The sequence below is a fragment of the Snuella lapsa genome, assembly GCF_039539345.1.
GTDB classification, from domain to species: Bacteria; Bacteroidota; Bacteroidia; order Flavobacteriales; family Flavobacteriaceae; genus Snuella; species Snuella lapsa.
This window is the reverse complement of sequence record NZ_BAABCY010000034.1, coordinates 94,470-115,906: the sequence shown is the minus strand read 5'-3', so window position 1 is coordinate 115,906 and position 21,437 is coordinate 94,470. Positions and strand designations below refer to the sequence as shown.

Sequence of the window (21,437 nt, the reverse complement as noted above, 5' to 3'; positions counted from 1 at the left end):
CTTGTAAGTATTCCATGTTTCAAGATAACAAATCATCTTGAAGTATCATAGGTTTTGAGACAGTCTGACGGCTAATCCCATTGATCGCATAGCAAGCGCTGTAAATTGAGTAATGGATTTACAGCTTCCTTTTTGCTGCGATAAAACCTCTAAAACACTAGGATTATTTAAATCGACATGAGAACGAAGATCAAAAGCAAGTTTCTTTTTGAATTCATTATTTATTGCACTAACGGCCTGTTTTGGTGTTTCCAGTGATTGAATGCTATCGAGTACCTGAGAGAATGTATTCAAAACCTGTGTACGATAGTCAGATAATTTTTCATTTTCAATGCGGTAAGGGAGTATATAATTACAAAAACTTTCAAAACTGATATGTTTGGAAAATTTAGAGGTTTTCCAGGTGTCAACAGATACCTGTACATGGTTTTTAAGCTGTTCTTCAGATATTTTCCAATGATCTTCCTCTTCAATTTTAACCAATGCATAAATCTTTTTTAAAGAATCCAATATCGCTTTGGCCTGGTATAGGTTGTCATAATCATAAGGGAAAAATTGTACAAATTCTCCTTTATTGTTTACTAGTTTTTTATAGTCTGTCTTGTGGTTTGGTAATGTTTTCTTTGTGAAAATCAATGATTTAGTATAGTTGTCTTCTTTGAGGTCGACAAACGCATACACAAGATTTACATAATATAAACCACTAAAAACTAAAATAATAATTCCTGTTGTAGTTAAGGGGTTTGTAATTCTCACTGCATGATTTGTTTGAATAAGAGATAAATATATACATAAAGCTAATTTCTAATTGATAGAAACACCTTGATTATTCTAAGGTGAAACCCTAGTTCTATTTCCTTGATTGTAGGTATATTCGTACGGCAATGTAAAGAATGTTTTAATTTGTGGAAATGAAAAAATCACTTTTTAAAGTTTGTGGAACAGTAATTGTGTTACTTTTACTAGTTTACTCCTGCCAAAAGGATCAGGAGCTTTTTGATGATTCAACGAATGCTTCTTTTGGAATAGAAGAAGCTAGGACTTGGTTTGAAGCCAATAATAGCCCGATAATATTGTTATCTGGATTAGGTAATGAAAATGCTAAATCCAGTGAAGAAAAGAAAACTGACAAACCTATAGTTTTTCAAAATGACTGGGAACATGCTTTTACTTCTAAAAAAGGACACCTGGAAGTTGTAGAGGTAGCTTTAAAGTCCATGGGAAGAATTGGTCATGCAAGTATGAACTCTTATAATAAATGGAGGGAAACAAATAATAGAGACTATTTTCTGTCTTTATCGAGATTGGTAATTATAAAGAATAAAAATGATAATTCAATAGAGAGTTATATCATGACTATGGTTGGAGAAACGAGCTACATAGAAAAGAAGAAGTTCCAACAATGGAACAATACGTACCTGAAAAAGGATAACGATTATTCTGGAATGGTGCTCTTTTATACGGTTATGGGTGATTTTGTTAATGGATGGGAGCTTACGAATGGAAAGGTGACAGGGAAGGTAACAAAGGGAGAATCAAAATCTTCAACCGTTTCGAAAACTGCATCGACGGCGAAGTCGTCATCAGATTGCCAAACATATTATGGCATTACTACTTATGAGCAATGTACAGATTGGTATAGTATTGGTGAAACAGATGACGAATATTTTCAATATTACTCAGGTACTACTTGTGAAACCTGGGACGAAATTACAGAAAGCTTTACCATTTGTGCACCAGAGACTGAAGATCCGGATCCTTATGCAGGAGGAGGTGGAGGTACATCAGGATCTTACAACCCACAAAGTGGCGATAAATTATGTAAGACAGGATTGAAATCAACTATGTCTGTGCAAATACCGAACACTTGTGTAACTTCAATTATGGAATATATAAATAACGAATTTTGTGGGGGTTCAACTAATGAAGGAACATATATTATGGATTATAATTTGACCTTTGATGGTAATGTATTTTATGATGGTGTGGATTATTCGGATATAAATAATTTTGTAAACAGACATTTTAATACGGTAGCTTTTAGTGGTTTTACTAATGCTATTGATAATGGTAATATAATAATGACTAATGTTCCGTCATCTATTCCTAATTCATCACATAACGTTGCTGTTGTTGGCTATAAATCAAGTGGGGATATTATTTATATGGATCCTGAAGAAGGGAAGTTTAAGGAAGCCCCATCTTCATATTTTTTGAAAAATTATGTAATAACTATAGCATCTTGTAAATAAATTTTAAAACTAATATATCATGAAAAAATATAAATTTAACTTCGTAATTTTAGCAAATATTTTTATAATGTTGATTACTCATAATGTTGAGGCTCAAAACAATAAAGAAAGTACTTTAGAGTTGCTTCAAACTAAAACATGGCACATGCAGGGATTAACTGATAAAGAGGTTTCAGATAAATATGATGCCAATCAAATTACTCACTATTTTAATAAAAAAGGATTTGAGTTTTCAGAACATTCAGAGTATTATCTTTCTAATACTATAGACCAGGAATTTGATTCTAATAAGGTAGGTAAAGTATCTAATGGAAAGTATATAATTAGTCGTTTCATTAGAGAAAAGAAAGACGATGGACCTGATAAAATTTCTGTTTGTGAAATAAAGGAAATAAATAAAAATTGGTTAATTATAAGAAATATAAAACATAAGCATGTGCTTAGGTATAAGGGAGAATTAAAACTATGATAGAAAGGCACATTCGTATTGGTAGTATTTGAGTTACCTTATATAAAAGTTAATTCAAGCTGAGTAAATCAATTGTTTAAGGAAAAGTATATTTGTTTTTGTGTAAATTTAAATCAATGAAAAAGGTTTTTCTTTTGATAACAATAATCTTTATCCTAGGCTTGGCTTTTAGGAAGGAGACTTTAACAATTAATATTTATTATACTTATTACATGATTAGTTATTTGTACTTAAGTTTTATTGTGATCGGATTAGTAGTTATTGGTTATTTGACAATTAATGTGTTAAAAAGATTTTTTTCTAAGCAATAATCAATAATTGCCCCATAACAAATACAATAATAAAGCTAATAATTATGGTTTTCCAGGCCATATGAGCTTTTTTCATTTCCATAAACTGAAAGGAAATACCTAAAAACTTTAAAGCAGATAGGATAAGTATAATTATAGTTACATAACTGCCATCTAGTTTAAAAATTAGTGCAGAGCTTATCGTTAATATTATTAAGATAATCCAAGTTGTTGTTGCGATTTTTTGCATATCAAAATATTAAATAAATAACGGGAAAAAGCATGATCCAAATGAGGTCGCACATGTGCCAAAATGCGGCACTGGCTTCAACGTCCTCAATTGTTGTATTGGATGTTTCTTTTCTTATTCCAAAATAGACACTGGTTAAAATGACAAGCCCCACAACAACATGGATAACATGAAACAGAGTAAGCATCCAATAGAAAGTAAAAAATGTATTGTAAGCAATGCCAATACCTTCGCTAAGTTTTTCATAGTATTCCAAACTTTTTAAGCATAAAAACAAAACACCAAAGAGTACGGTATAAAACAGTAGTTTATTAAAGGTTCTTTTATCTCCTTTTTTTAAAGCCGTTACCGAAACCGCCATAAAATAGCCGCTGGTCAATAAAAATAGGGTGTTTAACATGCCATAAGTGGTATTTAGCTTTAATCTGGAACTGTTAAATCCCTCTACATCCTGATTGCCATAATAAAGCATGGCTATTAGAGCTATGCCAAAGGTGAGTAGTTCTAGAAATATGATGATCCAGATTAAAATGCCTCCTGGAGGGAAGTAAAAGTTTTTATGGTTTATTTGCTGTGTTTGCATGCTATTGAATTAATCCCAGTTTAACAATCTTTTTTTGTATTAAGCCGTGTTGGCTATGGAGAGGTGATTTTTGTGTTTAGGATTGGTGCTTTATTTTTTCGTAGAGTTTTACTAAGGATTGTAACAACTCAACAGGATTTGTGAGTATTTGATAATGGTTTTGTCCAAACATTTGAGGTAAATAGTATTTGGCTTGTGCTTCAATTGCCAGGGCATAAGAGTTTATTTGCCGCTCATTTAATTCCCTTAAAGCTTGCTTTACGTCGTTGATGCCATATTTGCCTTCATATTTGTCATAATCGTTTGGTTTGCCATCAGAAATTAGAATGACCCATTTGTTTTTGGTATCACGTTTATCCAGTAGAGCACCAGAGTGCCGTAAAGCGGCACCTATTCGCGTGTAGCCACTAGGTTCTATGGCGCCTACTTTATATTTTGCTGTATCCCAGTTTTCGTCAAAGTCTTTTAAGCTTAAATAACTGGAGCGGTTTCGGGTTTTGGAATAGAAACAATCGATAGAAAAATCGATGTTGAACTCGTTTAGTATCTCACCAAACAGAATCGATACTTGCTTTTCTACGTCGATTACGCGGTTTCCGGCGGCATAGCCATCGCTAGAAAGGCTAATGTCCAGTAATAGTAAAATGGATAGATCCTTTTCCTTTTTTCGTTTAGAGAGGTATATCTTGTCTGAGGGAGTATGTCCAGATTTAGCATCGATGAACAGATCGGTTATTGCATCAATATCGAGTTCTTCGCCTTGGGGTTGCCTTCTTTGTTGCTGGTATTTATTGTTAACAGATGTAAGCATTTTTCGTAAGCCCATTAATGTAGACCGGTTACTGTTAAGTGTTTTTTTGTAAAATGTAACATCTGTTTTTAATTGTGTTTTTGGGTATACCTTGCAAAAGTCTTCCTTGTATGAGCGGTCTGTATAGCTCCACTCATCATAAGTTAAATAGTGACCTTGGCTTTCGCTTTCCGAACTTTCAGCAATGGTCGTATTTTCGATAAAATCGGCTTGGTAAATTGAGTGCGCAGTATCGTCAATTCTAACGGTATGCTTCATGTTAACTTCGTCTAGAGCATTAGCATGATCTTCTAAATCGTCGTCACCATCCATATCTCTAAAGTTACCGCCAAATTCTTCGGCTGTTTCAACTTTTTCAAACTGATGTTGTAAAACGGCATCTTCTAATTGTTTTTGATCAACTTGAACCGAAATGATCTCTTCTACGGCTTTCGATTTTAGTATGGTCTTTTCTTGTTCTTTATAGGCTTTTTTTACTTGATCCGTAAAATTTTCCAGTGGCGCTACAGTGTTGTTCGTAATGTCGTTACGCATCCATTTTCCATATATAAATGTATCGTCTATAGCTTGTTTTTCGGTGGCTTTGGCCTTGTAGTGTGCTATAAATTCTTGATGGTATTTCTCTGTAATGGGAAACTGGGCGAATAGGGTTTTTAAAACGGTATGCGATGTTGCTTTTGCTTTTTGTCGAGATTCTTCTAAATCGTGTTCTATGTTGTCATTCCAGTTTAGGTTTAAGTTTTTTTGAACGGATAAGTATAGTACCCTGAATAGATAAAAAGAAAGATTCTGTGCTTCTGTTTTAAAATCATAAAACCTAGTAGGTAAAAAGAAGTTGTTGTTTCTATAACCGCCTTCGCGTTCGGCTTCAAAAATTTCTATGGATTCGCCAGTAATAGCACGGGCAAAAATTGTTAACCTTGGTTTTATATCGTTTAAGTTTACAGCGTGCTCAAGTTGTGCTTCCCTTCTTTTTTTCCTTTTTTTAAAGAAGAAGGCAAACTTGGTGAAAATATATTCATCTGGTTCGAATTCAAACATAGTTTTCAGTTTTCAGTATCAGTTTTCAGTCACTATTAGTTATTTATAACTGTTTACTGCGACTGTAAACTGCATACGGACTTATATCATTAAATCGCTTAAATCTTTAAGGGCTTGAATGACTTCAAGGTCATCTGTTAGAGGTTCTACTACAGCTACATGAACGGCTAAGCGTTTTGGTAGGCCTATATGAATTAGTTTGGCCGCATCGACTAGTAATCTGGTAGATACGGTTTCGGTTAAGCCTAATTCTGTTAAGTTTCTAATTTTGGCAGCAATGTTTACCAGTTTTTTAGCAATATCTAAAGTGATACCTGTTTCCGATACCAAAATATCAGCTTCTATTTTTGCTTTGGGATAAGCAAAGGAGATGGCAACAAAGCGCTGTCTGGTGGAGGGTTTGAGTTCTTTAAATCCACGTTGGTAACCAGGGTTAAAAGAGGCGGCCAGCATAAAGTTTTCGTGCGCCTTTATGGTTTTTCCTAGTTTGTCTATAAACAGTTCCCGTCTATGATCGGTCAATGAGTGGATAGCAACTATAACATCTGGTCTTGCTTCTGCAATTTCGTCTAAATATAAAATGTGGCCTTCTTTAACAGCTGTTGTAAGGGGGCCGTCTAGCCAAACAGTTTCGGCACCTTTTATAATGAATCGCCCAATTAAATCGGTAGAAGAAGTCTCTTCGTGACAAGAAATGGTTATAAGTTTAGTATCTAATTTATAAGCCATATGTTCTATAAAGCGAGACTTACCAGTGCCTGTAGGCCCTTTTAGTAAAAATGGAATCTTACAGTTATAGGCATGCTCGAAGACCATAAGCTCTTTGCCTATAGCGTGATAATAAGGAATGCTCATCTTGTTTTTAGTGTTTTAGGGTTAAAAACCAGAGACTACATGAAAATGTTAGCTCTGGTTTTTAAGTTATTAGGTTTTAATTTGATACAGCTTCCAAGGCTTCGTCGTTGGGTTTTCCATGCTTATAAAAATCTATCATGTAAGAGATGATACCCGTTAGGAATAATGTGGCGCATAGTATAAGAACTATAAAATGTATTTCTATTTCCTTTTGGACCTCCATGAATTCCATCTTAAACTTACGTTCCAAATATACTTGGGCAACACCAGCTACACCAAAAGCAACCGTCATACCAATCATACCTATATTAGATAACCAAAAGGCCACTCTTCCTCTGGTGCTTTCATATAATTTTCGTCCTGTCATATTGGGCAAGCTATAACTAATAATGGCCAAAACGATCATGGCATAGGCTCCCCAAAAGGCGAGATGGCCATGCATGGCAGTTACCAGAGTACCATGTGTATATTTATTGGTTTGTGGAAGTGTATGGGCAAATCCTAATAAGCCTGCGCCCATAAAGGATACAATGGCAGCACCAAGAGTCCAATACAAGGCTAGCTTATTTGGGTGTTTCTTTTCGCCTTTTCTATACATGTTTACTGCGAATAGAGCCATGGCCAAAAAGGCTAATGGTTCAAGAGCAGAGAAAATTCCACCTACAATTAACCAAATTTTGTTTACACCAATGTAGTAGTAGTGGTGACCTGTACCCAATACTCCCGAAAGGAATGTAAGCCCTACAATTACATACAGCCATTTTTCAATAACTTCCCTGTCTACACCAGTAAGTTTTATGAGTAAGAATGATAAAATACCACCCATAATGAGTTCCCAAACACCTTCTACCCAAAGGTGAACAACCCACCATCTAAAGAATGAATCTTTCACTTGACTGTCAAAGGGAAGCATGCCAGGAAGATAAAGTAAGGCAGCAAAAAGCAAGCCCATAGAAAGTACTAGAGCTGTAGTTGTTTTTCGTTTTCCTTTAAATAAGGTTGCTAGTATAAGTCCTAAAAACAACAATACGTTTACAACAACCAGATAGTCTAAAGGCCTTGGGATTTCTAAAAATTTACGACCTTCCCAGTAGTTAAAATGATAGCCCACAATGGCAATAACACCTACAACAGCTAAGCTTATTAATTGCACGTAGGCCAATTTTACATTTACCAACTCGCGTTGGGCCTCTTCCGGGATTATATAATAAGCGGCTCCCATGAAACCAGACAATAACCATACTACCAATAAATTTGTGTGGACGGCTCTTGCGGTGTTAAATGGGATAATGCTATGTAGTCCATCATAGCCAGCATGGGCAGAACCCATGATAAAACCATATACGATTTGTAAGCCAAACAATAACATTGAAAGGGTAAAGAACCAATACGCTACTTTTTGTGATTTATATTTCATTCGTTTAAATTTTAGTAATTATTTTGACTATATGTTAATTATAAAATTAAGAACGAATGTAAGCTCTCGTTGCACTCGTTCTCACATTAAAAATTTTAAACATTACTTTTTGTGAAGCAATTTTTTAAATTTGTTAATGTTCGTTTCATCTGTTTATATTTTCAGTTAGTTATTCATCTTTCGCTAATGGAGAAACGACTGTGTCAAATCCGTTTAAATCAATTTTTCCAATCCAATTAAAAAAAGCGATTAAGTCGGCAGCTTCTTCTTGAGAAAAACCATAGGCTACCATTTTTCTGCCATTGGGAGCCCAGTCCACGGGTGTTGTTAATACTGCTTTAATATAGCCTTCACCTCTTCGTTCAACTACTTTAGTGAGTTCTGGGGCGTAATAGGCGCCTTCTCCCAAAATGGTATGACAACCCATACAGTTGTTTGCTTCCCAGAGTTCTTTACCTTTTACAACTGCTTCTGTTATGTTTTCGTCATTGCTTTGGTCTTGGGCTTTGCTGAAAGAAAAAATCGTAAGACCAATAAATATCAGAAACGTAATTACAGTTCCGCCAAGAAAAAAGGCTCGTGCTTGTTTTTTTGATAACATTGTTTTTAGTTTTTGATTCGTATTATACTTGCTTATTAAATTGAAAAATAGGTTGATTAAAGCCAGTTTTTTATTAAGGACAATTTTATCCTATTTTAAAATAGTCTCAAAGGTAGTGGTTAAGTGAAAGGAAAAACATGACATTTGTCAGTTCTTATAATTAAATTTAAAAGTCTTTTCTTTTGGATTTGTGTACAATGCGCAATACGGGCAAGATTACCCAGAGGACTAGTGTCGTAAACGATACAATTAATCCGAAATTGGTGCCAAAGAATTTTTTGAATATGGCTCCAGTATATCCTAAAAGTGCAGAAATATCTAGCTTTAATAAAATAAGGGTTCGTGATAGATCTATAGGGTTTAGCAAGGTGCCAACCAAAGATAATTTGTCAAGGGGATAGTCTTCAAATAGAATTAAAGACATTAAAAAAATCCCATCGTAGATAATAGCAAGTAATAACCAAAGTAAAATGGCATAGCCAAAGCCCTTGATTTTGTTTTCATTGGATAAGGCTATATTAAAGGCAAGGGCTGTAAATATGAAGGTTAAAAAAGAACCTGTTATTAATAGAAGGGAAAAATCCCATATTGCTGATGATTTAAACAAGCCGTAAAATATAAAGGGAATACCTAAGCCTAAAATTAAACTCACAGAAAGTGAAAAGGCAACACCAAGATATTGTCCTAAAAATATAGAAGTACGTTTTAGGGGTTGCGCCAGAAGGAGCTCGGTAAATTCTTTGGAATTGTAATAGTACATCACGCCAAAAATGGTGCCTATTAAGGGTACAAGTACAATTATAACGTTCATTAAGGTGATAACCGCTTTAGACAGGTCGTTGTTTAAAAAGAGGAGTACAATGCCGAGTAACAAATAGAAGGCAAAGTAAACGTAGCTCCAACGGCTGCGCATGAGGTCGAAAAAACTATATTTTAATATTTTAAGCATGATTGTTTGTCAGTATTGATGCTATTGCATGTTCAAAATCGGGTTGATTGGTTTTTATTTTTAAATCCGAAATAGAGCCTTTGAAATATATTTTGCCTTCTAGTAAAAACACAATTTCATCAGATACCTCTTCAACAAAACCCATGATATGCGATGTGATTAAAATGGTTTTGCCCTTGGCTTTTTCCTTTTGTATCAATTCCTTTAATCGAATAAGGGAAATAGGATCCAATCCGGTAGTAGGTTCGTCCAAAATAATCAAGGGGCTATCAAACATAAAGGTTAAAACGATATTTACTTTTTGTTTAGTGCCGCCCGACAGATTGCCTAATTTCTTGTCTAAAAAGGGTTCGAGTTTAAAAAGTTTAATTAAATCGCTTTCTTTGGTGGTGTTGCCCCTTAAATCCTTAATCATTTTAATGAGCTCCCTAACTTTTAAGTTACTTGGGAAATTGGCAATTTGGGGCAGGTAATCTATTTGACTCCTGTAATTGGAGTTGTTTTTAATGTTATTTCCAAGTACATTAATATTACCCTTGTTTGGTATAACCATCCCTAATATAGACTTAATGAGCGTAGTTTTTCCAGATCCGTTGGGGCCTAAAACAGCAAATATGCCGCCCGCATTGATGTCTAAGTTAACACCACTTAAAACCACATTTTTGTTAAACTTTTTATGTAGATTCTGAATCGTTACCATGTTATTTTTTTTGTTGAAGGGTTGTTGTCTAAAAGGTTGTCTGGTGTAAATACCGGAGACACTTTTTCAGAAAAATCAATAAGGTCTATAAACAAACTACGTAGTAAAATAATGGTTTCTGGTGTACGATTTACGATGTACGAAAATAATTTTACGGGGCGGTAGGGAACATCGCCAATACCATTTTTGTCCAGATCGTAACCCGTATAATTGCTCCAAAAATTTCTGTCAAAAATATTGTCGTTCACCTTGCTGTTATAAGAAATGTCAAATGAATTGTACAAGAAATTGTTTTCTAAAAAACTGTTGGTATAGCAGGCGCCCCGCACTTTAACGGCCCACCCATTATTAATGAAGTTGTTGTTTTTGTAAATAATACGGTTCGATCCCTCTATGTTAATACCAATGGTGTTTTCTTCAAAGGTGTTTCTGGAAATCTCGGCGTCATTAATTTCTTTTAAAAGAAGTCCGTAAGATGCTGTGCCCCAGTTTTCCTTAAAAGTATTATCCAACATTTTTATTTTTTTTGAAAACATCACAGCAACACCAGCACCATTCTTTTCGAAGGTATTATTCTGGTAAACATCATTGTTCGAAAACATAAAATGTAGGCCATAGCGTAAATTTAAAGCACTTACGTTATTTTTTATTGTGCAATTATCTGAGAATTCAAGGTAAATGCCATCACGTACATGCTCTACATAATTGTGTTCAATATCTATGTGGTTACTGTACCATAATTGAATACCGTTTCCAGAGTTATACTCCTCTATGGCTTCGCCAATGATTTTGTTTTGAATTACCTTCCCATAGTTTGATTTTTCAAGATAAATGCCAAAAAACAATTTTTCCAGTACATTATTCTTAATGGTAAAGTGTTTACTCTTTTTAATGCGAATAGCTGCGTAATCTTCAGTATAACTTGTACCTACATTAATTATGAATAATCCGTCCAGGGTTACGTTGTCTGAAGTAATGGTAATAATTTCGCCTTTGTATTCACCATCAATAACCGGATAGTTTTTACCAATGATGATAAGCGGTTTGTTAATATTGATACTATGTTCTTTATAAAGGCCCTTCTTTACCAAAACGGTATCATTAGGTTTTGCATAGGTAATTGCTTCCTTCAAGCTTGTTATTTGGCAGTTATTACATACTTCAATGGTATTCGCATATGCAATTTTGGCAAATAACATTAGCAGGCATAGTAGGCAATATGTTGTGTGTATCCTCATTGTTAATTAAAGTAAACCTCCTGATCTTGCACTGAAACCAACAAACACAAACAAAACAGCTAATGTGGTAACCAGTATAATATGATAGCTTAAAGGTTTTAGTGCTCGTTTTGGAATTAATACAAATCTGGCATGCAAAGCCAGTAACAGTGTTGAAATTAATAATAAAAATTTAATAAGAATGTGTCTGGTATAGTGATCTGTAAAATTGAGATCCAATAAATTTGTTGTGTAAACTGTAGTAAAGTAAATACCAGTAAGCAGTAAAATTATCAATGCTGGCAAACCAATGCGCTCGTATTTGGTTTCGAAGCTCTCAATAATTGAAAAATCGTTTTTAGCCAGAGCTTTTGGTAAAATAGTTAGGCATAAAATCAAGTGCCCACCAGTCCAAATAGTAGCACAGATGATATGAATAAAAATTAAAAATTTTAACAACATTATTGCTGCTTGGTTTGGTATTAAACAAATAGGTTTTTAAAATCCTCTCTAAGTTAGTTGAGGGGTAACATGTTAATCAATAACAGTTTGCAGTGTACTCCAAGAGTATAGTTCGCCTCCTTTTTCGTTTTGCACTTGCTCTGCATCGCCTTTATTTTTAAAAGCTGTTAAGAATGCACCCATCGGACTTGGTAATGCCTTGCTAATTAAAAATGTTGCTTTTGTGGCATCGACAAGAGATTCGGGTTGGGTATAATTATTTACTAGGTACAATGCAACTTGGCTGGTGTCGAATTCCTTTATGAAATGAACCATGCATTCGGAGGCATCAAACTTATAAACTTTGCCTTTGTTGGTAACTATTTCAGCTGCATGAACTTTATCTACAATGGTCATTCTACAAAAATGACAAGCGTCATTGCCATAGTCTATAGCTTGTGGTTTTATATTACAGCCAATAAGTATTGGTAGTAATATGAGTATTGAATAGTGTTTTAGTGTTTTCATCTTTAGTGTTTTAATGTTTTTGAAGAGTTTTTACATAGCTATACCTTTTTAATGTTTTTCTTTCCTATAAAATAAGCAATCAATGATGTGAGAATTCCCAAACCCAAAAAGAAAGCCCCTAGGCGAGGGTAAGAGTGGGCCTTGAAATTTAGAATGTCCTTACTGCCAAATAAAGGAGGTTGAAAGCCCATTTGTGAACCATCGGGATTGGTAAACTTCATGATTGCTTTTGGATCTAGGTTATGACCATAATCATGTTCCCAAAGGTAAAAATCGTATAAGCCGGCACTGCTTAAAGTAACCATAAGTATAAACCAAAATAAAAACCATTTATAGTTGCCCTTAAAGGCAATAATAAAACCTATAAGGCTGGTAATAAGAATACCGGCAGGGAATATTTTAAATTCGGGAATGGATTCAGGAATATATTTCATGCCGACATAATGGTTCATTAAATTAATGTTTTTGATGTCATGGGGGTTGGCATCCGAAAAATCATTAATGTGTATATACATGCCTAAAGGAGTAGGGTACTGGGGGGCTTCTAAGGTAATTTTCCAAAGTGGGAAAAGAAATAACCCTAGTGGAAGCAGTGCAGCTATGAGCATGATAATATTTGGCTTTTTCATTGCTAAAGGTTTACTATTCGTTGTAGGTGTTTTAAAAAGAAAGGCGAGAGCGAAAACACGACTCTCGCCTTGATTAGGAAAATAAACACTAAAACAAAATTTCCCTAGTTTATTCTATATCTTCACCGAGTGACCATTTTAATGGCGTATTGGAGTTGGCCGAAGATACACGAACATAGCCTTGCATTTCTTGGTGTAATGCAGAACAGAAATCGGTACAATAAAACGGCCATACCCCTACTTGTTTAGGTTCCCAAAGGAAGGTTTCGGTTTGTCCGGGCATAATTAATAACTCGGATGTATTGGCACCAATCATACTTACACCGTGGGGCACATCGTAATCTTGCTCCAAATTGGTAATATGAAAGTATACCTTGTCACCAACTTTGATGCCTTCAATATTGTCTGGTGAGAAGTGGCTACGTATTGTTGTCATGTATACATGAACAACGTTTCCATCTCGTACTACTTTTGTGTCGGCTTCACTTTTTGCTGCATATGGATGCATGTTGTCTTCTAGGTTGAAAATCTTTTTGGATCGCGGTTTTATTAAATCGGCTGGACAGCCTGCAGCATAATGAGGCTCCCCTACAGTGGGGAAATCTAGTAATAGTTCCATTTTCTCCCCAGAGATATCATATAATTGAGCCGACTGGGTAACTTCCGGTCCTGTTGGTAAATAACGGTCTTTGGTTATTTTATTCATGGCTAGTACATATTTACCAAATGGTTTTTGTGAATTCCCTCCAGGAATCATTAAGTGACCAACAGAGTAGTAACAAGGTTGTCTGTCTACAACTTCCCAAGTGCCTAGTTTCCATTTTACGACTTCAGATGAAATGAAGAAGGTAGTATAGGCATTTCCTTTGCCGTCAAATTCGGTATGTAAAGGGCCTAAGCCTGGTTGCTCAACAACACCGGCCAATACATCTTCAAAGTTTATAATTGGGATACCATAGGCATCACCAGCAAACTTTTTATTTTCAATAGCGCTTAACATTTTGGTAAAGGAGTGTACTGTTAAGTTGGCCGATAATTTTCCGTTACCAACTATGTATTCGCCAGAAGGGTCGACATCACATCCGTGAGGAGATTTTGGTGTTGGTAATAAGAATACTGCTCCTGGAACTTCTGAAGGATTTACGACCAATACTTCTTTTTTCATAGTAGAGGTAGCAGAATGGGTTGCTTCATCGTAAACATTATGAGCATAATTTGCTGGCATCATGGTGCCTCCTCCATTGTTAACGTATTCTTCAATTTTCTTCCAGTTAACAGCGGCAATAAAATCTTTATCGTTTTGTGAAGCGTTAACCTCCATTAGTGTACTTGCTTCTTCAGAGTTGTAAGTAGAAAAGAAGAACCAGCCATGAGATGCCCCTCGACCAGGGTGCGCTAAGTCATAATCGAAACCGGGCATGATTAACTGAAATTTAATATCCATATGACCATGTTCTGGCTCAACTGAGATAAAAGTTAAGGAGCCTTTAAAATTGCCTTTATAGTCTTTAATAGGCATGTCTTTTTGTGGGATAGGAACCGAGAAACGTGTACCAGCCACAACATATTCAGAGTTTTCTGTTACAAAGGAAGAGCTGTGGTTTCCTGCGCTATTCGGAATTTCTATAATTTCGGTTGTTTCAAAAACAGATAAATCTACTTTAGCAATACGAGGTGTGTTGTTCCCGTTAATAAACACCCAACGACCATCAATAACACCATTGGTTTGCGAAATGTCTGGGTGGTGAGCATCATCCCAAGGCACAAAACCGTGAGATGTATTTAACATGGGTTTTGTTTCTTCGTTATAGCCATAGGCTTTTTCTGCATCCTGTGAGAATACAGGGATAACTTTGAATAGTCGTCCAGATGGTAGTCCGTAAACAGATAGCTGACCGCTAAATCCACCTGAAATGAAAGCGTAAAATTCGTCGTGTTCGCCAGGGGCTACGTACACTTTTTCGGCTGCACTACTCGACAAGGCTCCTGCATTTGAATTGGCTGTGTTGTTACAGCTAGTCAAAAAAGCGGTGGCACATAGTAAGGCAATGCTTGATTTTAATATGTTTTTCATTGTTTTTATAATTTAGTTTTTTCTTATTCTGATGGAGGTAGTAACACTTTGTCTATAACATGAACAATACCGTTTCCTGCTGAAATACTGGCAATGATTTTTGCACCACCAATTATAGGCTCTCCATCAACTACTTCAACTTTCACATAACCATTATTGGCTTGTCCCAATTTTTTAAACTTTTTAAGAAAGTCTTTCGAGTAATTACCAGGAGTAACATGGTACTTTAAAATATTGGCTAAAGCCTCTTTGTTTTCAGGTTTTAACAGGTTTTCCACAGTGCCTTCGGGTAATGCCTTAAAGGCTTCGTTTGTGGGGGCAAAAACCATTAAAGGACCTGCGTTAACCAATGCGTTTTCTAGTTGGGCAGCCTGTACTGCTGCGACTAAAGTCGTATGGTCTTTAGAGCCAATTGCTATGCTAAGAACAGTAGGTTTGCTTTCGTCGTCTTTAATAAAAGCTTGACCGGTACGTTCGGTTGAAGGTGTTTCAGCTTGAGTGGCTGTAGAGGGTGTGGTATTTTTATTGTCTTTGCATGCAATAAAGAGAGCAAGACATAATAATACGAGAATGCTTTGCTTTAAGGTTTTCATCTGTCTGAAGTTTTTTATAGTATTAAATCGGTAATAGAATATCTAACTGCTTCGAGGCAAGCCTCGTAATCTAAATGACTTTCCTATAAATGTCCCGTGACCCTGCCACGGGGTGTTTTTACTGAAAATGAAAAAACTTAGAACTTTTACATATTCAGAAATTACACAAAAAAATAATCATATAGATTGGTTTGTCTATGTTCATTTATATTTCTCAATTTATTTTAATGTCCTAAAATATTCCAGTACAGCTCTAGCATCTTCTTGTGATAGGTTTTGGTTAGCCATTGGCGAACCGTTAAATTCAATTAATAAAGCCTTTGCCAAGGGATCTTTTTGAACCATTTCTTCTGGATTTAATATCATGTTCATAACCCATTCTGGTGAACGTCGTTCTAAAACACCTTTAGGGGATGGGCCAATGAATTTCTTGTCTGGGCGATGACAGGCAGTACATAGTTTTTTGAATACATCGGCACCATGAGCGACCATAGTTTCGTCAATCCCTGAAGGCAAGGTAAGTGAGCTTATTGGTCCCACACCCTTATTGGATAGGTCTACTTTTTTTGAAGCGGGTACTGTTTCAACAGGATCAGCTTTTTGTTCGGTTACGGTCTTTTTTTCGTAGCTAAAACCTTCTTTCTTTTTTTCTTCTTTACCTCCACAACTAATTAGAAGTAATATGCATAGGGTCGTAAAAATATTTAATGTGCTTTTCATAATGGTGTTAATATTAATAGCTACAAAATTAGCTCAGCATGTCTCAAAAAAATATGATAAATATCATATTTAAGATAAATATGTCTTAATTTTTAAAGAATGTGTTTGTTCTTTGTAAATCAATGATTTGTATCTTTTGTGTTTTTAATTAAAGGGGGGTGAAAAGAGGTGGTAAAAACCGAAAAATGAATTTATTAAATGCTAAAAGTAAAACCTTACAAACGGTGTCCATGGGTCTAAATAAATACTTTTATCGGAGTCATAAAGGGCATCATATCTAATTCCAAAAGTAGCGTTGCCGTTTCTGTATCCAATACCAAAAAATAGTGCAGGAACCCAATAGCTGTCATTACGTATATTTAGATGTGCTTCGTATTTTCTGCTAACTTTAAGTTGTTCGAATTCTGATGAAAGCTGAATACTGTTAAACGGTGTGCATAAGCCAATAAGGCTGCCCCCTATAATCGTAGATTTATAAGTGTCCTTTTGGTTGTTAATAGTGCCATTGAGTCCAATTCCGAAAGCAAGATTGTTGTTATATTCGTAAATAGCACTAGGGGCTAATGTTCCTCCAAAGTAACCTTCACCAAAGCTAAGACCAATGCCGCCCCCAAACCTTAAGTGCTTAACAAATGAACCTGTATGCTGTTGAGCAGGTAATGAAAAGGTTAACCCAAAGAGTACAAGGAAAAAGTAAGTGAACTTTTTATTTATAAGAACAAAAATGCCCATTTTATAAAGAAAACGTTAAAAATTTAACATTAAATATGGTATTTGTAAAACCGTTAATATCCAATTTATAAATATAATAAAAGAAACATCTAATTTTGGTAAAAGTTGTATTTTTGAAAAAATTTTGACTAAGCAATAGTGTATTAAAAATAATAATGGATAAATTTTCCTTTTTAAACGCCGCACACACAGCGTATTTTGCTGATTTATACGATCAGTATTTACAAAATCCCGATGCAGTAGAACCTAGTTGGCGAGCCTTTTTTCAAGGTTACGATTTTGGGAGTGAAAGTTATGGGGTGAATGGTGAAGTAATTGACGGTGTTTCAACGCAAATACCAGAAAAAGTACAAAAAGAGTTTCAGGTTGTACAGCTTATAGATGGTTATAGAATGAGAGGACATTTGTTTACAAAAACAAATCCAGTTCGTGATAGGCGAACTTATTCTCCATCGCTAGAAATAGAGAATTTTGGGTTGTCCGAAAACGATCTGGATACTGTTTTTAATGCTGGTGATATTTTGGGTATTGGGGCGCAAACCTTGCGTAAAATTATTACGCATTTAGAACGTATTTATTGTAGTTCTATTGGGGTTGAGTATATGTATTTGCGTAACCCTAAAGTGATTAAATGGTGGCAAGAGCGCTTGAACGAAAACGATAATCACCCCAATTATACAACAGAAATTAAAAAATATATTCTTTCAAAGTTAAACCAAGCTGTCTCTTTCGAGAACTTTTTGCAGACCAAGTACGTTGGGCAGAAACGTTTTTCCCTGGAAGGTGGTGAATCATTAATTCCTGCCATTAGTAACGTGTTGTTTTATGCCGTTGAAAAATACGATGTAAAGGAATGTGTTTTGGGAATGGCCCACAGAGGAAGGTTAAATACTTTGGTGAATATTTTCAGGAAGCCTATGAATGAGCTTTTTAGCGAATTCGATGGTAAGGATTTTGAAGATGAAAATATTGATGGTGACGTAAAATACCATTTGGGATTAACCTTAGATAAGACCTATCAAAATGGTAAATCCATAAAAATGAACTTGGTTCCCAATCCATCACATTTAGAAACTGTAGGGCCTGTTGCTGAAGGTATTACACGTGCGAAAATTGATGACGATTACAATGGTGATGATTCCAAGATCATTCCTATATTAGTACATGGTGACGCCGCTATAGCTGGTCAAGGTATTACATATGAGGTTGGGCAAATGAGCCAGCTAAACGGTTACAAAACAGGAGGTACCATCCATATTGTTGTCAACAATCAAATTGGATTTACAACAAACTATTTAGATGCGCGTTCAAGCACATATTGTACCGATGTGGCTAAGGTAACCTTGTCTCCTGTACTACATGTTAATTCTGATGACGCAGAAGCAGTTGTACATGCCGTAGAAATGGCTTTGGAATATAGAATGCGTTATAAAAAAGATGTGTATATCGATCTTTTGGGATATCGTAAATATGGACATAACGAAGGAGATGAGCCACGTTTTACACAGCCTAAATTGTACAAACAAATTGCAAAGCACCCAAATCCGTTCAAGATATACTCAGATAGGTTAATTGCTGAAAATACAATTGATAAAGCGTATTTGGATAAAATTGTAGCTGATTTCAGAGAAACACTCGAACGCGAATATGCTAAGTCTAAAGCAGCAGAATCTTCCAAGGTAAGAGAGTTTATGCAGGAGCGTTGGGAAGGCTTTAGTCGTAAGGGCGTTGAAGCGATGTTAGAAACTATAGATACAACTTATCCAAAGGAAAAGTTGGAGCATATTTCTAAAGTGGTGTCTACTGTGCCAGATGGCGTCAAGTTTTTACGTAAGGCAGAACGTATTTTAGAGGGACGTGCAAAAATGGTTTTTGAAACGGATACCCTAGATTGGGGTATGGCCGAAACTTTGGCTTACGGAAGTTTGTTAGAAGAGGGCTATAATGTGCGTATGTCTGGCCAAGACGTAGAGCGCGGGACTTTTAGTCATAGACATGCTATATTACGTGATGAAATATCAGAAGATCGTATTAATTTACTAAATACCAACACTGAAAATAAAGGTAAAATGGATATTTTTAATTCCTTTTTATCAGAATATGGCGTGTTGGGGTTTGACTATGGTTACGCTTTGACAAATCCAAATACTTTAACCATTTGGGAAGCTCAGTTTGGTGATTTTAGTAATGGTGCTCAAATAATATTTGACCAATATTTATCGGCAGCAGAGGATAAATGGAAGTCGCAAAATGGTATCGTTGTTTTACTGCCACATGGATATGAAGGTCAAGGATCTGAACATTCATCGGCAAGAATAGAACGCTATTTGCAACTTTGTGGCGAAGACAATATGATTGTAGCAGATTGTACAACACCTGCTAATTTTTTCCACTTGTTGCGTCGTCAGATGAAACGCGATTTTAGAAAGCCGCTAATTGTTTTTACTCCTAAAAGTTTGTTAAGGCATCCTAAGGCCGTTTCCTCTATTAGTGAGTTAGCTAATGGAGCGTTTCAAGAGCTTATAGACGATACAATACAACCAGAGAATGTAAAGAAACTTGTTTTCTGTACAGGTAAATTCTATTATGATTTATTGGCTGAAAGGGAAACTTTAGAAAGAGATGATGTTGCATTGGTAAGGGTTGAACAGTTGTTTCCTTTGCATTTAGATAAATTTCAAAAGGTTATAGATCGTTATCCAAATGTTGAAAACTATATTTGGGCCCAGGAAGAACCTAAAAATATGGGAGCTTGGACGCATATGGCCCAGCGTATGGATTTAGTAAAGCTGGAAGTTATGTCTAGACCTTACAGTTCGGTACCTGCTCCAGGATCCAGTACACGTGATAAAGCAAGACAAAGACGCGTAATTGAAGCTGTTTTTCGATAAAAACGATTACGTTTAGATAAGAATATAGAATAGATAGTAATTCAGAATACAATTAAAATTATAGAGAATGATTTTAGAAATGAAAGTGCCTTCACCGGGAGAATCCATCACAGAAGTGGAAATAGCAACTTGGTTGGTTGAAGATGGTGATTATGTAGAAAAAGACCAAGCTATTGCGGAAGTAGATAGTGATAAGGCAACTTTAGAATTGCCTGCAGAAGTAAGTGGTGTTATCACGCTTAAAGCAGAAGAAGGCGATGCTGTAGCCGTTGGAGCTGTAGTATGTCTCATCGATACAAGTGCTGAAAAACCTGAAGGTGCTACTGTTGCTGAGGTAAAAGAAGAGACTGCTCCAAAAGAGGAGGTAGCTAAACCAGCAGCCGTTACTGAAACAAAAACGTATGCAACTGGAGCCGCAAGCCCAGCAGCCAAAAAGATTTTAGCAGAAAAAGGAATCGATGCCGCTTCTGTTTCTGGCACTGGAAAGGATGGTAGAGTTACTAAAGAAGACGCTGTTAAAGCTGTGCCTTCTATGGGAACGCCAACCGGAGGAAATAGAGGTACTACCAGAAGCAAAATGTCTATGTTGCGCCGTAAGGTAGCAGAGCGTTTGGTAGAAGCTAAAAACACTACAGCGATGTTAACCACATTTAACGAAGTTAACATGTCGATAATATTTGCGCTGCGTAACGAATATAAAGAGACGTTTAAAGCAAAGCACGGTGTTGGTTTAGGGTTTATGAGTTTCTTTACTTTGGCAGTAGTGAGAGCCTTAGAAATGTATCCTGCTGTTAACTCTATGATCGATGGTAAAGAAATGGTATCTTACGATTTCTGTGATATTAGTATTGCGGTTTCGGGACCTAAAGGTTTGATGGTGCCAGTAATTCGCAATGCTGAAAATTTAAGTTTTAGAGGTGTGGAATCTGAAGTTAAGCGTTTGGCCTTACGTGCTCGTGATGGACAAATAACTGTTGATGAAATGACCGGAGGAACATTTACCATTACTAATGGAGGAGTGTTTGGTAGTATGTTATCTACACCAATTATCAACCCGCCACAAAGTGGAATACTAGGTATGCACAATATTATTGAGCGCCCGATCGCTGTTAACGGTAATGTAGAAATTCATCCAATGATGTATGTTGCATTGTCGTACGATCACAGAATTATAGATGGTAAGGAAAGTGTTGGGTTCTTAGTGGCTGTAAAAGAAGCTTTAGAAAACCCAATAGAGCTTTTAATGAATAACGATGTTAAAAAAGCACTTGAGCTATAGGTAGATAGATAGTGTTTTATTAAATTAACTTATAAGAAGTGCTGCCAATAAATATGGTAGCACTTTTTTTATGTCAATCATACTTTTGTTAGGTAACTTCAAGGTGTAAATGGTA

Annotated in this window: 21 protein-coding genes; 4 read left to right on the top strand and 17 right to left on the bottom strand. The window is 35.7% G+C overall.

The features are described 5' to 3' along the window. Positions 1-45: 45 nt before the first annotated feature. Positions 46-756, bottom strand: coding sequence for a transglutaminase domain-containing protein (locus ABD792_RS06935; protein WP_345005145.1), 711 nt, complete (start codon positions 754-756; stop codon positions 46-48). A gap of 155 nt (positions 757-911) precedes the next feature. Here ABD792_RS06935 and ABD792_RS06930 point away from each other — a divergent pair, with 155 nt between their 5' ends. Together ABD792_RS06930 and ABD792_RS06925 are read left to right on the top strand one after the other, a co-directional pair. Next, positions 912-2,252 (top strand): cysteine peptidase family C39 domain-containing protein, encoded by a 1,341-nt coding sequence (locus ABD792_RS06930; protein WP_345005144.1) that lies wholly within the window; start codon positions 912-914, stop codon positions 2,250-2,252. Positions 2,253-2,271: 19 nt separating this feature from the next. After that, entirely contained in the window at positions 2,272-2,721 is a 450-nt protein-coding gene (locus tag ABD792_RS06925) for a hypothetical protein (protein WP_345005143.1), read from the top strand. Between the two features lie 300 nt (positions 2,722-3,021). Here ABD792_RS06925 and ABD792_RS06920 read toward each other — a convergent pair whose 3' ends face one another. The 16 genes from ABD792_RS06920 to ABD792_RS06845 all read right to left on the bottom strand — a co-directional run bounded on the left by ABD792_RS06920 (position 3,022) and on the right by ABD792_RS06845 (position 17,152). Continuing rightward, on the bottom strand, positions 3,022-3,261 hold the full coding sequence (locus ABD792_RS06920; RefSeq protein WP_345005142.1) for a cytochrome C oxidase subunit IV family protein: 240 nt from the start codon (positions 3,259-3,261) through the stop codon (positions 3,022-3,024). Between the two features lies 1 nt (position 3,262). After that, positions 3,263-3,844: a cytochrome c oxidase subunit 3 gene (locus ABD792_RS06915; RefSeq protein WP_345005141.1), complete on the bottom strand. Its 582-nt coding sequence runs from the start codon at positions 3,842-3,844 to the stop codon at positions 3,263-3,265. Between the two features lie 76 nt (positions 3,845-3,920). Further along, positions 3,921-5,696, bottom strand: a complete 1,776-nt coding sequence (locus ABD792_RS06910) for a nitric oxide reductase activation protein NorD (protein WP_345005140.1) — start codon at positions 5,694-5,696, stop codon at positions 3,921-3,923. A gap of 81 nt (positions 5,697-5,777) precedes the next feature. Further along, on the bottom strand, positions 5,778-6,551 hold the full coding sequence (locus tag ABD792_RS06905) for a CbbQ/NirQ/NorQ/GpvN family protein (protein WP_345005138.1): 774 nt from the start codon (positions 6,549-6,551) through the stop codon (positions 5,778-5,780). Positions 6,552-6,627: 76 nt separating this feature from the next. Continuing rightward, positions 6,628-7,968 carry a cbb3-type cytochrome c oxidase subunit I gene (locus ABD792_RS06900; protein WP_345005137.1) on the bottom strand — a complete coding sequence of 447 codons (1,341 nt, stop codon included), beginning with the start codon at positions 7,966-7,968 and terminating at the stop codon, positions 6,628-6,630. Positions 7,969-8,137: 169 nt separating this feature from the next. Next, on the bottom strand, positions 8,138-8,569 hold the full coding sequence (locus ABD792_RS06895; protein WP_199112383.1) for a c-type cytochrome: 432 nt from the start codon (positions 8,567-8,569) through the stop codon (positions 8,138-8,140). 166 nt (positions 8,570-8,735) lie between these two features. After that, positions 8,736-9,518, bottom strand: a complete 783-nt coding sequence (locus ABD792_RS06890) for an ABC transporter permease (protein WP_345005136.1) — start codon at positions 9,516-9,518, stop codon at positions 8,736-8,738. After that, positions 9,511-10,218: an ABC transporter ATP-binding protein gene (locus tag ABD792_RS06885; RefSeq protein ID WP_345005135.1), complete on the bottom strand. Its 708-nt coding sequence runs from the start codon at positions 10,216-10,218 to the stop codon at positions 9,511-9,513. Before ABD792_RS06885 ends, ABD792_RS06890 begins: the two co-directional genes overlap by 8 nt. Beyond that, entirely contained in the window at positions 10,212-11,417 is a 1,206-nt protein-coding gene (locus ABD792_RS06880; protein ID WP_345005134.1) for a nitrous oxide reductase family maturation protein NosD, read from the bottom strand. The genes ABD792_RS06885 and ABD792_RS06880 overlap by 7 nt, the downstream gene beginning before the upstream one ends. Positions 11,418-11,462: 45 nt before the next feature. Beyond that, positions 11,463-11,897, bottom strand: a complete 435-nt coding sequence (locus ABD792_RS06875; RefSeq protein WP_345005133.1) for a CopD family protein — start codon at positions 11,895-11,897, stop codon at positions 11,463-11,465. Positions 11,898-11,969: 72 nt separating this feature from the next. After that, positions 11,970-12,404, bottom strand: a complete 435-nt coding sequence (locus tag ABD792_RS06870; RefSeq protein ID WP_345005132.1) for a nitrous oxide reductase accessory protein NosL — start codon at positions 12,402-12,404, stop codon at positions 11,970-11,972. Positions 12,405-12,442: 38 nt separating this feature from the next. After that, positions 12,443-13,033: a hypothetical protein gene (locus ABD792_RS06865; protein WP_345005131.1), complete on the bottom strand. Its 591-nt coding sequence runs from the start codon at positions 13,031-13,033 to the stop codon at positions 12,443-12,445. A gap of 109 nt (positions 13,034-13,142) precedes the next feature. After that, positions 13,143-15,107 (bottom strand): Sec-dependent nitrous-oxide reductase, encoded by a 1,965-nt coding sequence (gene nosZ / locus ABD792_RS06860; protein WP_345005130.1) that lies wholly within the window; start codon positions 15,105-15,107, stop codon positions 13,143-13,145. Between the two features lie 23 nt (positions 15,108-15,130). Beyond that, on the bottom strand, positions 15,131-15,700 hold the full coding sequence (locus ABD792_RS06855; RefSeq protein WP_345005128.1) for a fasciclin domain-containing protein: 570 nt from the start codon (positions 15,698-15,700) through the stop codon (positions 15,131-15,133). A gap of 219 nt (positions 15,701-15,919) precedes the next feature. Further along, entirely contained in the window at positions 15,920-16,420 is a 501-nt protein-coding gene (locus ABD792_RS06850) for a c-type cytochrome (RefSeq protein ID WP_345005127.1), read from the bottom strand. Positions 16,421-16,621: 201 nt separating this feature from the next. Then, positions 16,622-17,152 (bottom strand): alpha-ketoglutarate decarboxylase, encoded by a 531-nt coding sequence (locus tag ABD792_RS06845; protein ID WP_345005126.1) that lies wholly within the window; start codon positions 17,150-17,152, stop codon positions 16,622-16,624. Between the two features lie 155 nt (positions 17,153-17,307). Between ABD792_RS06845 and ABD792_RS06840 the strand changes: the two genes are divergently transcribed. Both ABD792_RS06840 and odhB read left to right on the top strand, forming a co-directional pair. Continuing rightward, positions 17,308-20,043, top strand: coding sequence for a 2-oxoglutarate dehydrogenase E1 component (locus ABD792_RS06840; protein WP_345005125.1), 2,736 nt, complete (start codon positions 17,308-17,310; stop codon positions 20,041-20,043). A 67-nt stretch (positions 20,044-20,110) separates the two neighbouring features. Beyond that, a complete protein-coding gene (odhB, locus tag ABD792_RS06835; protein WP_345005124.1) occupies positions 20,111-21,322 on the top strand; it encodes a 2-oxoglutarate dehydrogenase complex dihydrolipoyllysine-residue succinyltransferase in 1,212 nt (403 codons plus the stop codon). The last annotated feature ends 115 nt before the right edge of the window (positions 21,323-21,437 follow it).